14 protein-coding genes are annotated in these 14,195 nt (G+C 67.4%); 11 read left to right on the plus strand and 3 right to left on the minus strand.

All coding sequences use genetic code 11. From position 1 onward, the window contains the following. Positions 1-51: 51 nt before the first annotated feature. From AC3WUT_RS19645 to AC3WUT_RS19685, 9 genes are all read left to right on the plus strand, one after another. Entirely contained in the window at positions 52-1,215 is a 1,164-nt protein-coding gene (locus tag AC3WUT_RS19645; RefSeq protein ID WP_492348772.1) for a methyltransferase, read from the plus strand. Positions 1,216-1,411: 196 nt separating this feature from the next. Then, complete coding sequence (locus AC3WUT_RS19650) at positions 1,412-2,491, plus strand: LacI family DNA-binding transcriptional regulator (protein ID WP_492348840.1); 1,080 nt, start codon at positions 1,412-1,414, stop codon at positions 2,489-2,491. A gap of 163 nt (positions 2,492-2,654) precedes the next feature. Then, entirely contained in the window at positions 2,655-3,326 is a 672-nt protein-coding gene (locus AC3WUT_RS19655) for an amino acid ABC transporter permease (protein ID WP_492348773.1), read from the plus strand. A gap of 63 nt (positions 3,327-3,389) precedes the next feature. After that, entirely contained in the window at positions 3,390-4,043 is a 654-nt protein-coding gene (locus AC3WUT_RS19660) for an amino acid ABC transporter permease (RefSeq protein ID WP_492348774.1), read from the plus strand. A gap of 63 nt (positions 4,044-4,106) precedes the next feature. Further along, entirely contained in the window at positions 4,107-4,925 is an 819-nt protein-coding gene (locus AC3WUT_RS19665; protein WP_492348775.1) for a transporter substrate-binding domain-containing protein, read from the plus strand. Between the two features lie 32 nt (positions 4,926-4,957). Beyond that, a complete protein-coding gene (locus AC3WUT_RS19670) occupies positions 4,958-5,740 on the plus strand; it encodes an amino acid ABC transporter ATP-binding protein (protein ID WP_492348776.1) in 783 nt (260 codons plus the stop codon). Then, positions 5,740-6,585, plus strand: a complete 846-nt coding sequence (locus tag AC3WUT_RS19675) for a sugar phosphate isomerase/epimerase family protein (protein WP_492348777.1) — start codon at positions 5,740-5,742, stop codon at positions 6,583-6,585. The genes AC3WUT_RS19670 and AC3WUT_RS19675 overlap by 1 nt, the downstream gene beginning before the upstream one ends. Before the next feature lie 32 nt (positions 6,586-6,617). Then, positions 6,618-7,598: a sugar kinase gene (locus AC3WUT_RS19680; protein ID WP_492348778.1), complete on the plus strand. Its 981-nt coding sequence runs from the start codon at positions 6,618-6,620 to the stop codon at positions 7,596-7,598. Next, complete coding sequence (locus tag AC3WUT_RS19685; RefSeq protein ID WP_492348779.1) at positions 7,595-8,614, plus strand: 2-hydroxyacid dehydrogenase; 1,020 nt, start codon at positions 7,595-7,597, stop codon at positions 8,612-8,614. Before AC3WUT_RS19680 ends, AC3WUT_RS19685 begins: the two co-directional genes overlap by 4 nt. An 8-nt stretch (positions 8,615-8,622) precedes the next feature. Here AC3WUT_RS19685 and AC3WUT_RS19690 read toward each other — a convergent pair whose 3' ends face one another. Both AC3WUT_RS19690 and AC3WUT_RS19695 read right to left on the minus strand, forming a co-directional pair. Then, positions 8,623-9,795, minus strand: a complete 1,173-nt coding sequence (locus tag AC3WUT_RS19690; RefSeq protein WP_492348780.1) for a GGDEF domain-containing protein — start codon at positions 9,793-9,795, stop codon at positions 8,623-8,625. A gap of 222 nt (positions 9,796-10,017) precedes the next feature. Beyond that, on the minus strand, positions 10,018-10,290 hold the full coding sequence (locus AC3WUT_RS19695; protein ID WP_492348781.1) for a hypothetical protein: 273 nt from the start codon (positions 10,288-10,290) through the stop codon (positions 10,018-10,020). Between the two features lie 153 nt (positions 10,291-10,443). Between AC3WUT_RS19695 and AC3WUT_RS19700 the strand changes: the two genes are divergently transcribed. Next, entirely contained in the window at positions 10,444-11,355 is a 912-nt protein-coding gene (locus AC3WUT_RS19700; RefSeq protein WP_492348782.1) for an SDR family NAD(P)-dependent oxidoreductase, read from the plus strand. Between the two features lie 196 nt (positions 11,356-11,551). Here the strand turns inward: AC3WUT_RS19700 and AC3WUT_RS19705 are convergent, their stop codons facing one another. Then, on the minus strand, positions 11,552-12,367 hold the full coding sequence (locus tag AC3WUT_RS19705; RefSeq protein ID WP_492348783.1) for a TIGR00266 family protein: 816 nt from the start codon (positions 12,365-12,367) through the stop codon (positions 11,552-11,554). A 250-nt stretch (positions 12,368-12,617) separates the two neighbouring features. Between AC3WUT_RS19705 and gshA the strand changes: the two genes are divergently transcribed. Continuing rightward, positions 12,618-14,168, plus strand: a complete 1,551-nt coding sequence (gene gshA / locus AC3WUT_RS19710; RefSeq protein WP_492348784.1) for a glutamate--cysteine ligase — start codon at positions 12,618-12,620, stop codon at positions 14,166-14,168. Positions 14,169-14,195 lie beyond the last annotated feature (27 nt).

Below are 14,195 nucleotides of genomic sequence, written 5' to 3' on the forward strand. Positions count from 1 at the left end.
TCCTCGCAATGCAGCCCACGTGGGCTGCGCTCAAGCCGCGACAATGGGGGCATGACCGATACCCCACCCAGCCTGAGCTGGACCGATGCCCAGGGCCTGCCGCAGCAAGCCCGCTGGCGCTCCGAAGCCGGTGTACCTGCACCGCGCCGCCTGCAACTGGCCGATGACACCCTGAACGCCGACACCGCCTACCGCCTGGCCTGCGAGGGCACAGGCTTGCTCTGGCAGGGTGATTTCCACAACGCCCGGCAACTGCTGCAGGCGCTGGCACGCCGGGTGGACCGCAAGCCGCGCAAGCTCAAGGCACCGGCCACCACGCTGGCCGAAGCGTTCCACCAGCATCGCCAGGGCCAGGCCCAGCGGGCTCGTGTGCTCGGTCAGGTGCTGGTGCCGGTGAATGCCGATTTCACCGTGCCGTTGCGCCGCGCACCCGATGTGCGGCAGGCTTTGCAGGAGGTGTGGGGCGAACCCGAGGCGCAACCGTCGGTGCTGAGCCTGCGCGAGCTGCTGGGCCTGGTGGGCGCGCATGAATGGCGCAAGAAGGGCGTGCCCGTGCCAGCCCTGGGGCCGGAGGCGCGCATCCACCCCTATTACGGCGTGTTTTCACCCGTGCGCGGTGAGTACGTCGATCTGCTGGCCAAGACCCCTTGGCCAGCCGGCTTCAGCACCGATCAGCCGGTGTTCGACATCGGCGTGGGCACGGGTGTGCTGTCGGCGGTGCTGGCCCGGCGTGGAGCCCGTCAGGTGGTGGCCACCGATCAGGACCCGCGTGCCCTGGCCTGTGCGCGGGCCAACCTGGCCCGCCTGAAGCTGTCGGCCCAGGTCCAGTTGCAGCAGACCGACTTGTTTCCGCCGGGCCACGCGGCCCTGGTGGTGTGCAACCCGCCCTGGCTGCCCGCCCGGCCCAGTTCCCCCATCGAGTACGCGGTCTACGACCCCGACAGCCGCATGCTGCGTGGCTTTCTGCAAGGCCTGGCAGCGCACCTGAGCCCCGATGGCGAGGCCTGGCTGATCTTGTCCGACCTGGCCGAATTGCTGGGCCTGCGCAGCCGCGAGGAGTGGCAGGGTTGGGCCCGTGAGGCGGGCATCGAAGTCGTGGGCCGGCGTGATGCCCGGCCCCAGCACCCCAAGGCCAGCGACCCCACCGACCCCTTGCACAAGGCCCGCTCTGCCGAGGTCACCAGCCTGTGGCGCTTGCGCAGGGCGGCGGCCTAACGTGGTGACCTAGGGCGGGTTTTCACCGGGTGCCCAGTGGCGGGGCAAGACACTAAGATCATGCTCTGAAACTGGTTTCAGGCTTCCCGGCCTTTCGCTGCGTCCTGATGTCGCAGGTGCTCCGGGGCTCTGGCCAGTGCTAGCTCTGCCTGATTCGACCCTGCCCGTGCCCCGCTCCACTCCCCCTTCTACCGCCATCGCCGCCGCTGCGGCCCCGTCAGGTGCCGCCGGCGCCCGCGCCACCATCGCCGATGTGGCGCGCGAGGCGGGGGTGTCCAAGGCCACCGTCTCACGCTTTCTGAACCACCGCGAAACCCTGCTCAGCCCCGACATCGCGATGCGGGTCGAGCGGGCGGTGGCGGCGCTGGGCTACTCGCCCAGCCCGATGGCGCAAGCCCTCAAACGAGGGCGTACCCGACTCATCGGCCTGGTCGTGGCCGATGTGACCAACCCCTACTCGGTGGCCGTGTTGCGCGGCGCCGAGCAGGCCTGCCAGGAGGCGGGTTACCTGGTCATGCTGTTCAACCTGGGCAATGACAGTGGGCGTGAACGCGAAGCCATGGCGGCCCTGGCCTCTTACCAGGTCGAGGGGTTCATCCTCAACACCCTGGGGCGTGATCCGGGTGTGGCTGCCGAGGCGCTGCGCCTGGGGCGCCCGGTGGTGCTGGTGGACCGGCGCCACAGCAGCATGCAGGCCGATTTCGTGTCGCTGGACAACGCCCAGGCCATGCGCATGGTGCTGGCCCACTTGCAGGCCCAGGGCTATCGACAGCTTTTGTACGTGACCGAGCCGGTGCGGGGCGTGAGTTCGCGCACCGAGCGCGAGGCGGCCTTTCGCGAGGGTTGCCACCAGTCCGGCCACGACGGCCCGGCCCTGCTGGGCCAGACTTTCGAAAACCAGGACGACGCACCCGAAGCCCAGGTGCAGGCCCTGGCCGAGGCCTTGCAGGCCTGCCGGCAGCAGGCCGGAGGGCAGCCTGCGGCGGTGCTGGCGAGCAATTCGGTGGTCATGCTTCGCGTGTGCGCCGCCCTGGCCCGCCTGGGCTGGCAGGCCGGGCGTGAGCTGGGGGTGGTGGGCTTTGACGATCCCGACTGGGCGCCCTATGTGGGCCCCGGCATCAGCACCCTGGCCCAGCCCACCCACGATCTGGGGCGGCTCGCGGCCAGTTGCCTGCTGGAGCGCCTGGGTGGCCTGAACCTGGCGCCCCGCCAGATTCTGCTGCCGGGCCAGTTGCGGGTGCGGGGCTCGACCTCGGGTCTGGCCGCGGGCGCCTGAGATTTTCTGGGCGGGGTGAAGCCAGGGTTTTCACCCATGGAAACCTGAAACCGGTTTCTTAAACTTGCTGAAAACGGTTTCAGGATGGATTTCAGGGTTTCAAATCGTGCCTGCCCCCAGTGGGCGCCGTCCGCCACCGGTTCTCTTTTCTATCGGATCGATCGTGAACTACAGCTTTCAATTTGCCGATGTGCTGGCCGCCTGGCCTCTGCTGCTCAAGGGCACCTGGATCACGGTGCAGCTGTCGATGCTGGCCATGGCGCTGGGCCTGGGGCTGGCCATTCTGTGCGCCTGGGGCAAGACCGCCGGCCCACGCCCGCTGCGCTGGGTGATCCAGGCCTACATCGAGTTGATCCGCAACACGCCGTTTCTGGTCCAGCTGTTCTTCTTTTTCTTTGCGCTGCCGGCCATCGGCCTGCGCTGGAGCGCTTACACCGCGGCCCTGACGGCCCTGGTGATCAACCTGGGGGCCTATGCCACCGAGATCATCCGTGCGGGCATCGAATCCATCCCGCGCGGTCAGATCGAGGCCGGCCTGGCGCTGAACCTCAAACGCTGGGAGATCTTCCGCTTTGTGATCCTCAAGCCGGCGCTCAAGGCCATCTACCCGGCCCTGACCAGCCAGTTCATCCTGCTGATGCTGAGTTCGGCGGTGGTGTCGGTGATCTCGGCCGACGACCTGACCTCGGTGGCGGCCAACCTGCAGTCGCAGACCTTTCGCAGCTTCGAGATCTACATCGTGGTGGCGCTGATCTACCTGGCGCTGTCGATGGCCTTCTCGGCGCTGTTCAAGCTGATCTACCGCGCCGCGCTCAGTTACCCCGACCGCCGCTGAGTCCCCATGACCCCTTTTCACGCAACCCTGATCTGCCCGCCGCGGGCGACGGAGACCTGACCCATGCGCAGTTTCGGTTTCGCCGAGTTCATGTTCATCCTCGAGGCGGCCCGCTGGACGCTGGCCCTGTCACTGCTGGCCTTTGTCGGCGGTTCGGTGGTGGGCCTGGTGGTGGCCCTGGCCCGCACCAGTGAGTCGCGTTGGGCCCAGGCCGGCGCCGGGCTGTTCATCCAGGTGTTTCAAGGCACGCCACTGCTGTTGCAGTTGTTTCTGATCTTTTTCGGGGCCCCGGTGCTGGGCCTGGACATCAACCCCTGGGTGGCCGCCGGTGCCGCACTGATCCTCAACAGTGGCGCCTTTCTGGGCGAGATCTGGCGCGGTTGCATCCAGGCCGTGCCGCGGGGGCAGTGGGAAGCCGCCGAGGCGCTGAGCCTGTCGTATGTGGACCGCATGCGCGACGTGGTGCTGCCGCAGGCCTGGCGCATCGCTGTGCCGCCCACCGTGGGCTATGGCGTGCAGATCATCAAAGGCACCTCGCTGGCCGCCATCATCGGCTTCACCGAGATCACCCGGGCCGGCCAGATCATCAACAACGCCACCTTCCAGCCCCTGCTGGTGTTCAGCGCCGTGGCCGCCCTCTACTTTGTGCTGTGCTGGCCGCTGTCCCTGCTGGCCGCCCGCATGGAGCGGCGCCAGGCCGCGGCCACCGCCCGCTGAACCCGCGCTGGCCGTCCCCCTCCCTCATCCCTTCGTTCAACAACAGCCACCCAGGAGACTTTCATGCACGATCAGACCCTCACCCTGTCGCCCGCGGGCGCCCGCCGTCGCACCTTCACGGCCGCTCTTGTGGCCTCCAGCCTGGGCCTGCTGGCCTCGGGCGCCTCAGCCCAGACCCTGGACGAGCTGAAGAAGAAGGGCGAGCTCACCATCGGCATGCTGGTCGACTTTCCGCCCTATGGCACCACCAATGCGCAAAATCAGCCCGATGGCTACGACGCCGATGTGGCCCGCCTGTTGGGCAAGGACCTGGGCCTGAAGGTCAACCTGGTGCCCGTCACCGGCCCCAACCGCATTCCTTTCCTGCTGACCAACAAGGTGGATCTGCTGGTGGCCTCGCTGGCCATCACACCCGAGCGCGCCAAGCAGGTGCAGTTCTCGCAACCCTATGCGGCCGCGACCATCGTGCTGTTTGGTGCCACCAAGTCGGCCATCAAGAGCCCTGCCGACCTCAAGGGCCTGCGCGTGGGCGTGGCCCGGGCCAGCACGCAAGACGTGGCCGTCACCAAGGCGGCCCCCGAGGGCACCGAGATCCGCCGCTTCGACGACGATGCCTCGGCCATGCAGGCGCTGCTGTCGGGCCAGGTGGACGCGATCGGTTGCTCGGTCACAGTGGCCGCCCAGATCAACAAGCGCGCCCCGGCGGGCAGCTTTGAAGTCAAGTTCAACCTGCTGCAGCAGGCCATGGGCATCGCACTGCGCCCCAACCAGGCTGAACTGCTCAAAGCCGTGAACGATTTCGTGGCCCGCAACACCGCCAACGGCGAACTCAACAAGCTCTACCGCAAGTGGCTGGAAAGCGACCTGCCCAAGCTGTCCTGAACCCCTGACACCTTCTTTTGCCCGCCGATGCCATGACCGAACACGCCACCCACGCCCTTGCTGACGCCCCGCCCATCATCCGCCTGGAACAAGTCCAGAAGTGGTATGGCGAATTCAAGGTGCTCAGCGACATCAACCTGTCGGTGCAGCCCGGCGAGCGCATCGTGATCTGCGGGCCTTCGGGCTCGGGCAAGAGCACGCTGATCCGCTGCATCAACCGCCTGGAGGCGGTGCAGCAGGGCCGCATCGTGGTCGATGGTCATGAACTGACGGCCGGCGGTCGTGAGGTCGATGCAGTGCGGCAAGAGGTGGGCATGGTGTTCCAGCAGTTCAACCTGTTCCCGCACCTGACGATTCTGCAGAACTGCACGCTGGCCCCCATGCGCTCGCGCGGCATGAGCCAGCAGCAGGCCGAGGACGTCGCCATGAAGTACCTGACCCGGGTGCGCATTCCGGATCAGGCGCATAAGTACCCCAGCCAGCTCTCGGGTGGTCAGCAACAGCGAGTGGCGATTGCCCGGGCCCTGTGCATGACGCCCAAGGTGATGCTGTTCGATGAGCCCACCTCGGCCCTGGACCCCGAGATGGTCAAGGAGGTGCTCGACACCATGATCGGCCTGGCCGAAGACGGCATGACCATGCTGTGCGTGACCCATGAAATGGGTTTTGCCCGCAGCGTGGCCGACCGCGTGATCTTCATGGCCGACGGTCGCATCCTGGAGCAAGCCCCGCCCGAGCGCTTCTTTGGCGAGCCGCAGCACGAGAAGACGCGCCAGTTCCTGGGGCAGATCCTGCCCTCGCACCAGGGCGCGTGATGATCAACTCCCAGACCCAGGTGGTACCCCACCCGACGCAGGGCTTTGCGGTGCTGATCTCGCTGGGCGCCTTTGGCGCCAGCGAGGTGCTGCGCCTGGGCCAGTTGCATTTCACCCGTGTGGCCGCGGACGCCGGCGCCGACGGCGTGGAGGTGCGCGAGGAGCTGCTGCGGGATCCCGACACCGAACTGCCCCAACTGGCCGCCGAGTTGGCCGCCCGGGGCCTGCGGGCGGTGTACTCGTGCCCCAGCGGCCTTTGGCGTGAGGACGGCACACTGGACGAGGTCACGCTGGGCGCAGCCCTGGCGGCGACCCGGCGGCTGGGGGCCGATCGCCTCAAGATGGCCATCGGCGGCTTTGGCCCCGCATCGGCGGACGGTTGGGAGGTGCTCAAGTCCTGGTTTCAGAATGGCTCCGGGCCTGAGTTGCTGATCGAGAACGACCAGACCCCCGAGGCCGGCACGCTGCCCGCGCTGCAAGGCTTTTTTGCGGCCACCCAGGCCCAGGGTCTGCCGCTGGCCATGACCTTTGACATGGGCAACTGGCACTGGGTGGGTGAATGCCCGCAAGCCGCGGCCCAGGCCCTGGGCTGGCGCGTGGGCTATGTGCATTGCAAGGGCGTGCTGCGCGAGCCTGGGCGCTGGGTGGCCGTGCCCCTGGCCCAGTCGCAAGCCCCATGGCGGGCGGTGCTGGGCCACTTGCCGGCCGAGGTGCCCTGGGCCATTGAATACCCCCTTCAGGGCGCAGACCTGACGGCCGTGGTGCAGGCCGAGCTGGCCCTGCTGCGCCGCGAAGCCCGGCGCCTGCGTGAAGCCCGAGCCGATCGGGCGCACGAGCTGGCATGACCCGCCCCTTTTTGACCTGACTCCGCCACTCCATGACTGATTCCTTGAACCCTGCAGGCGCACCAGCGCTGGACGTGATCACCTTTGGCGAGGCCATGATGATGCTGGTGGCCGACAGCCCCGGCCCTTTGGAGGCCGTGAACGGCTTTCACAAGCGCACCGCGGGGGCTGAGACCAATGCCGCCATCGGGTTGGCCCGGCTGGGCCTGCGGGTGGGTTGGGCCAGCCGCCTGGGCACCGACTCGATGGGCCGCTACCTGCTGGCCGAAATGCAGCGCGAGGGCGTCGACTGCTCACACGTGGTCTGCGATGCCACCCAACGCACGGGCTTTTTGATCAAGGGCCGGGTCGATGATGGCAGCGACCCGCCGATCGAATACCACCGCAAAGGCTCGGCTGCCAGCCAGATGGGCCCGGCCGACCTGGACCTGCCCTGGCTGACCGCGGCCCGGCACTTGCACGCCACGGGCGTGTTTGCCGCCGTCTCGCCCAGCACCCTGGCGCTGACCCGCGAGACCCTGCAGCAGATGCGGACGGCCGGCCGCAGCATCTCTTTCGACACCAACCTGCGCCCCACGCTGTGGCCCTCGGCCGAGGTGATGCGACGCGAGGTCAATCAACTGGCCAGCCTGGCCGACTGGGTGCTGCCCGGCATCGAGGAAGGGCGGGTGCTCACCGGCCACGACACCCCCGAGGCCATTGCCCGTTTCTACCTGGCGCAGGGCGCTCAACTGGTGGTGGTCAAGCTGGGGGCCGAGGGCGCTTACTACGAGGGCCGCCATGCCGGCCAGTCGGTGCAGGGGCGGGTGGCGGGCTTTCCGGTGGCCGAGGTGGTGGACACGGTCGGCGCCGGCGACGGCTTTGCCGTGGGCGTGGTCAGTGCCTTGCTGGAGGGGCGCAGCGTGGCTGACTCCGTGCGCCGCGGCGCCTGGATCGGCGCCCGGGCGGTGCAGGTGCTGGGCGATACCGAAGGGCTGCCGACGCGGGCCCAGTTGAACGAGGCCGCGCTGTGAACGCGCTGACCAAGGCGGGGGCAGGGCGCCAGCGGGTGCTGGTGTTCCGGGCCTTGCCGCCGGACCAACTGGCCCGCCTGCAGGCCCTGCACGAGGTCACGGTGGCCGACCCCCGGCAGCCCGAGCAGATCGAGGCCTTCGAGGCCGCCCTGGCCCAGGCCGAGGGTCTGATCGGTTCCAGCTACCCCATCACGCCGGCCCTGCTGGCACGGGCACCGCGATTGAAGGTGATTTCGAGCATCTCGGTGGGCGTGGACAACTACCCTCTGGCGGCGCTGCAGCAGCGCGGCATCCTGCTTTGCCATACCCCCGGCGTGCTGACCGAGACCACGGCCGACACGATTTTTGCGCTCATCCTGGCTACCAGTCGACGCCTGGTCGAACTGGCCAACCATGTGCGCGAGGGGCATTGGCAGCGCAACATCGGCGAAGACCTGTTCGGTCGCGACGTGCACGGCAAGACCCTGGGCATCCTCGGTTTTGGCCGCATCGGCCAGGCCCTGGCCCGCCGCGCGGCACTGGGCTTTGGGATGCCGGTGATCTTCCATGCCCGGCGCACGGTGGACCTGGCGGTGCAGGCCCCCGAGTTGCTGGGGCGGGTGCGTCAGGCGCCGATGGACGAGGTATTGGCCCAAGCCGATGTGGTGGCGCTGGTGCTGCCCCTCAGTGAAGAGACGCGGGGCCTGATGGGCGCGCGTGAATTCAATCGGATGAAACCGGGCGCGATCTTCATCAACGGCGCCCGGGGGGCCATCGTGCAAGAGGCCGCCTTGTTGCAGGCCCTGGCGTCCGGCCCCTTGTGGGCGGCGGGTCTGGATGTGTTCGCCACCGAACCCCTGCCATTGGACTCGCCCCTGCGCGGCCACCCGCGCATCACCGCCTTGCCCCACATCGGCTCGGCCACCCTGGAAACCCGGCATGCCATGGCCGAGTTGGCCACCACCAACCTGCTGCAGGCCTTGGCGGGTGAGCGACCGCAGGCGGTCTTTGAGGGATCGGGCGAAAGCCCGGGCTGAGCCCCGGCTCAGCCGGTGCGCAGGCCTTCGCTTTGCACGTAGGGCTTGAACATCGAGAACTTCTCGGCCTGCATGCGTTGGGTGGCGATGTTTTCCAGCGCTTCCAGCGTCTGACCATCGGTGGGCCACATGGCCATGCCCAGGCTGATGTCGAGCTGGACGGGCGTGTTGCGAACCTCCAGGGGTTGGGCCAGCAGGTTGCGCAAGCGGGCCACCGCGCCCCGCAGGTGCTCCTGGGTGGGGGTGTGGTGCAAGACCACTCCGAAAAGGTCTTCACCCAGCGGGCTGGCAAAGTCGGCATCACGGGCGTATTCGTCCAGGCGTTTGCTCAGCGCCACCAGCACTTCGTCTCGCAGGGCGCTGTCGTTGTGTCGGCCGGGGCGGTGGAACTCGTTCAGATCGACGAGCAGGTAGCTGAAACGAATTCCCGATCGCTCGCTTCGGGCGATCTCGCGTTGGATGAAATCGACCATGCGCTGGCGGCCGCTCAAGCCGGTGACGGGGTCCTTGTTCAGCATGAGCCGCAGCGAGGCCTGGGAGCGCACATAGCAGGCCATGTGCACGCTGTAGGTCCAGCCCATGATGCTCAGCACCACCACGGCCAGCGTCAGGGAGTGGATGGGGTGGTTCTGCAAGGCCTCGGGGCTGGCCACCTGGGCGGCCACCAGGCTGCGGGCTGCCATGGCGCCCGCAATGCCCATCAGGAAGAAGGCGACCAGGCTGTTGATCATCCGATCATCACCCTTCACCGGCCGCAGCATCGTGAAGGCCGCGACCAGCACCACCACCGAGTAGGCCGCATCGTGGAAGATGCGTTGCGCCAGCATCTCATCTTCGTACCACCAGTTCAGCAGCACGAACACGGGTACCAGCACCAGCCCAGCCTGCCAGCGCAGTTTGGACGGCCGTTGCATGAAGCGCAGCGATCCTTCCAGCACCATCAGCAGGGCGGCAAACACAAAGCCCCCGTTGATCAGCAGGGGCCAATCAGGGCCGTCCGTGCGGGGTGGGGGCAGGGTGGCCAGAAAGAAGCCGACTGCACCCGTGGCCCCTGCACCTGCAAACCACCGCACCCCGGCCATGTGCCGATTGGCCCGCCAGGTCGTGAACAGGAGCACGGCGGCGATGGACGCGGCCGTGACCATCAGAAAGGCGATGATCGATTGGTTCAGGAATCGCATGAGGTGAACGAGGCCATGACGGCAATGCCAGCGAAAAACGCGCCAGGGTCGGCGTGATTTTCATATCCATCAAGTTTACCGTCTTTCTCTGGATAAATGGTTAAATTGATAGGATTGCTCGTGAGCGGCGCGGGATGTGCGGCTGTCGATGCGTGGCCGATTTTTTGATGAATGCATCAATATGGTGCATTCTAGGGCCCCCGCAGGGCCCGTCAGGGCACTTCAGCGTTCGCGGTTCCGGCGCTGCCAGAGGTATTGGCCCACGAAGGCCAGGCCCAGCACCAGGCTGAACCAGCCCACCAACGATGAGCCGCCCACCGCCTGCTGCAGGGCCGGTGACTGGATGAAATGCGGAGAGATCAGCACGGCCAGGCCAATCAGCGCGCACAACACGCCCTTGTGGAGCAGCAGCTTGTTGGCCGCAGGCTGGCGACGCGACGTGGCATTGGTGGGCGCCGGGGTGGCGCGGGCAGGGGTCTTGGATTTCTTGGACATGGCGGGCGACATTGTGCGCGTCAATTCACGGGCCAGCCAGCAAGGCGGGATCGCTTTGTCACCCACGTGCACGACGGGGCCTGGGTGGGCTCTTAAACTGGCCGGTTACAGATAGATTTTTGCCGATCCACTCCAAGACAAGGAAGACATCTCATGAGCAAGCTCGATTTCACCGGCCGCGTGGCCATCGTGACCGGCGCCGGTGGCGGCCTGGGCAAACAGCACGCCCTGGCCCTGGCCCGGCGGGGCGCCAAGGTGGTGGTCAACGACCTGGGGGGCGCTCTGGACGGTGCCGGTGGTTCGGAGACGGCCGCGCAAGCTGTGGTGGATGAGATCCGTGCCGCAGGTGGCGAGGCCATCGCCAACGGGGCCTCGGTGACTGACTTCGCCGCCGTTGAGGCCATGGTGCAGCAGGCCATCGACGCCTGGGGCCGGATCGACATCCTGGTCAACAACGCCGGCATCCTGCGTGACAAGAGCTTCTCCAAGATGGAGCTGGCCGACTTCCGCCTGGTGGTCGATGTGCACCTGATGGGCGCCGTCAACTGCACCAAGGCGGTCTGGCCGCACATGAACGCCCAGAAATATGGCCGCATCGTGATGACCACCTCGTCCAGTGGCCTGTATGGCAACTTCGGCCAGAGCAACTATGGCGCTGCCAAGCTGGCACTGGTGGGCCTGATGCAGACCCTGAGCCTCGAAGGTGCCAAGAACAACATCCACGTCAATTGCCTGGCCCCCACCGCGGCCACGCGCATGACCGAAGGCCTGATGCCCGCCGAGGTGCTGGCCGCCCTCCGACCCGAGGCCGTGGTGCCCGCCATGCTGGTGCTGGCTGCCGAGACCGCCCCCACCCGCACCATCCTGTGCGCCGGTGCCGGCACCTACGAGGCCGCCCACATCACCCTGACCGAGGGCGTGCACCTGGGCCTGACCGAAGACACCCCCGAACGCCTCGCCGCCCGCCTGGCCGAGGTGACCGACCGCCACGGCGAGCAAGTGCCCCAAAGCGGCGCTGCCCAGGGCACCAACGAAGTCGGCAAGGCCATGGCCGCCCAACGCTGAGCCCTGCGGCTCCAGGCCTGCTGGCGCAGGGCTGGACAGGGCGAAGAGCGTCCGCGTCTCGCGGCCGCACGTGGGAGTGACACGAAGTGCACGACCGTGGGGGCCCCATCAGCCCGGCGCCCGGCCGCCCGAAGGCGGGCTGCGGCCCCCTTGGGGGGCAGGGAGTGACACGAAGTGCACGACCGTGGGGGCCTAATCAATCCTCATCGCCGCCACCGAGGATGCCACCCAGCAGGCTGCCGCCGGCCAGGCCACCCAGCAGCGAGCCTTCCTCCTTGGAGCCCCCGCGCTGCGGCGCAGCGGCAAAGATCCGCGAGGCCAGGCGCGAGAACGGCAGGCTTTGCAGCCACACGGTGCCCGGCCCGGTCATCTTGGCCAGGAACAGCCCTTCGCCGCCGAACAGCGCCGTCTTGATCTTGCCCACGTACTGGATCTCAAACGCCACGCTGGGCGTGTAGGCCACCACGCAGCCGGTGTCCACCAGCAGGGTCTGGCCGGCTTGCAGTTCGCGCCGAACCACGGTACCGCCCGCGTGCACAAAGGCCAGGCCGTCGCCGTCCAGCCTTTGCATGATGAAACCCTCGCCGCCAAAAAAGCCCGTGCTCAGTTTCTGCTGCACCGCGATGCCCAGCGACACGCCGCGCGCCGCGCACAGAAAGGCATCTTTCTGGCAGATCAGGGTGCCACCCAGCTGGCGCAGGTCCATCGGCAGGATCTTGCCGGGGTAGGGCGCGGCAAAGGCCACGCGCAGCTTTTGCGTGGCCTGGTTGGTGTAGATGGTGGTAAACAGCGATTCACCGGTGACCAGGCGCTTGCCGGCCCCCAGCAGCTTGCCAAAAAAACCGCCTTGCTGGGCACTGCCGTCGCCGAACACGGTGTCCATGGAGATGCCGGCGTCCATGAACATCATGCTGCCGGCTTCGCCGATGGCGGCTTCGCCAGGGTCGAGCTCGACCTCGACAAACTGCATTTCAGAGCCGCGAATTTCGTAATCGATGACGTCCATGGCCATGGCCAGATCTCCAGGTGGGTGGGGCATTGGGGCCCGGATGGGCCGACGCGCGGGGTGTTCGGCCCTGTGCGCGTGGCGATGGTACCCAAGTTGTGTGCCGCTTCCCGGGCTCAGTCACCATCCCAGAATCGACTTTCCTGCAGGCCGGGCCATTTTTGCCCCGCGGCGCGGGCTGGCTTGAGGCAGGTGGCTGCAACTGTCAGCAGACCGTGATAAGTTCCGCCGCAACACAAAGACAAGGTCCCCCGACATGAGCTCATTGCAGGCCCGCCTCAACGCCCTGACCCCCGCACGACTGGGCGGCATCCGCCGTGGCATTGAAAAAGAAAGCCTGCGGGCCCTGCCCGAAGGCGGTCTGGCCCTGACGCCGCACCCCCAGGCTCTGGGCTCGGCGCTCACCCACCCGTCCATCACCACCGATTACAGCGAGTCGCAGGTCGAACTGATCACCAGCGCCCACGCCCGGGTGGAGGACTGCCTGGATGAACTCACCCAGGTGCACCAGTTTGTGTACCGCGTGCTGCGCGAGCAGGGCGACGAGATGCTGTGGGTTTCCAGCATGCCCTGCGGCCTGCCCACCGATGAAACCATCCCGCTGGCGCGTTACGGCTCTTCCAACGTGGGCCGCGCCAAGAGCGTGTACCGAATGGGCCTGGGCCACCGCTACGGGCGGCGCATGCAGACCATCTCGGGCATCCATTACAACTGGTCGCTGCCCGGGGTGAGCAGCGAGCAGTATTTCGGCCTGATCCGCAATTTCCGCCGTCAGGCCTTTTTGCTGCTGTACCTGTTCGGGGCTTCACCGGCGCTGTGTCCCACCTTTGTGAGCGGGCGCGAGCACGAACTGCAGACCCTCAGCGACAGCGCCTTGTACATGCCGCATGGCACCTCGTTGCGCATGGGCCGACTGGGCTACCAAAGCGATGCCCAGGCCACGCTGGCCGTCAGTTACAACAGTCTGGAGGGCTATGCCGCCTCGCTGCACGAGGCCCTGACCCGCCCCTACCCGGCCTACGAGACGGTGGGCATCCGCAACCCGGGGGGTGACTACAACCAACTCTCGACTACCTTGCTGCAGATCGAGAACGAGTTCTACGGCACCATCCGCCCCAAGCGCACCATCTTCCCGGGTGAGCGCCCGCTGCATGCGCTGCGCGAGCGCGGTGTCGAGTATGTGGAAGTGCGCCTGATGGATCTCGACCCCTTTGTGCCGGTGGGCATCACGGCGCAGACCATGCGCTTCCTGGATGTGTTCCTGCTGCAGTGCTTGCTGGCCGACAGCCCGCCGGACACCCCGGCCGAGATCGCCGAACTCAAGCACAACCAGCACCACACCGCTGCCCGCGGCCGCGAGCCCGGCCTGACCCTGCGCCGGGCCGGTGGTGAGCAGTCGTTGGTCGACTGGGGGCGCGAGATCCTGGCCCAGTGCGAGCCCATGGCCGCGGCCCTGGATGCGGCGCACCGCAGCACGGATTACAGCCAGGCCGTGGCGGCTGCGCACGCCTTGCTGGCCGATCCCACGCAAACCCCGTCGGCCCGTGTGCTGCAAAGCATGGCCGCCTGCGACAACAGCTTTGTGCGCTTTGTGCGTGAACGATCGCTGGCCACCCGCGACACCTTGCTGGCCCAGCCCTGGTCGTTCGAGCAGCAGGCCCGCTTCCTGGCCTTGAGCCAGAAGTCGGTGGCCGACCAGCGCGCCATCGAGGCGGCCGATGTGCTGAGCTTCGAGGCCTACCGCGAGCAATACGTGTCGCCAGACCGGCTGGGCCTGCAGCTGCCGGCTGCGGCGGTGCTTGGGTAGGTTCTTGGGGCGGTGCCTGGTTAGAAT

This window comes from Curvibacter sp. EU05-FHT14A10 (assembly GCF_058791075.1).

What these genes read in the sequence shown, in the direction of transcription:
- AC3WUT_RS19645 (WP_492348772.1), top strand. Translation starts at nt 52, where the DNA reads ATGACCGATACCCCACCCAGCCTGAGCTGGACCGATGCCCAGGGCCTG.
- AC3WUT_RS19660 (WP_492348774.1), top strand. Translation starts at nt 3,390, where the DNA reads ATGCGCAGTTTCGGTTTCGCCGAGTTCATGTTCATCCTCGAGGCGGCC.
- AC3WUT_RS19665 (WP_492348775.1), top strand. Translation starts at nt 4,107, where the DNA reads ATGCACGATCAGACCCTCACCCTGTCGCCCGCGGGCGCCCGCCGTCGC.
- AC3WUT_RS19670 (WP_492348776.1), top strand. Translation starts at nt 4,958, where the DNA reads ATGACCGAACACGCCACCCACGCCCTTGCTGACGCCCCGCCCATCATC.
- AC3WUT_RS19675 (WP_492348777.1), top strand. Translation starts at nt 5,740, where the DNA reads ATGATCAACTCCCAGACCCAGGTGGTACCCCACCCGACGCAGGGCTTT.
- AC3WUT_RS19680 (WP_492348778.1), top strand. Translation starts at nt 6,618, where the DNA reads ATGACTGATTCCTTGAACCCTGCAGGCGCACCAGCGCTGGACGTGATC.
- AC3WUT_RS19690 (WP_492348780.1), bottom strand. Translation starts at nt 9,795, where the DNA reads ATGCGATTCCTGAACCAATCGATCATCGCCTTTCTGATGGTCACGGCC.
- AC3WUT_RS19695 (WP_492348781.1), bottom strand. Translation starts at nt 10,290, where the DNA reads ATGTCCAAGAAATCCAAGACCCCTGCCCGCGCCACCCCGGCGCCCACC.
- AC3WUT_RS19700 (WP_492348782.1), top strand. Translation starts at nt 10,444, where the DNA reads ATGAGCAAGCTCGATTTCACCGGCCGCGTGGCCATCGTGACCGGCGCC.
- AC3WUT_RS19705 (WP_492348783.1), bottom strand. Translation starts at nt 12,367, where the DNA reads ATGGCCATGGACGTCATCGATTACGAAATTCGCGGCTCTGAAATGCAG.
- gshA (WP_492348784.1), top strand. Translation starts at nt 12,618, where the DNA reads ATGAGCTCATTGCAGGCCCGCCTCAACGCCCTGACCCCCGCACGACTG.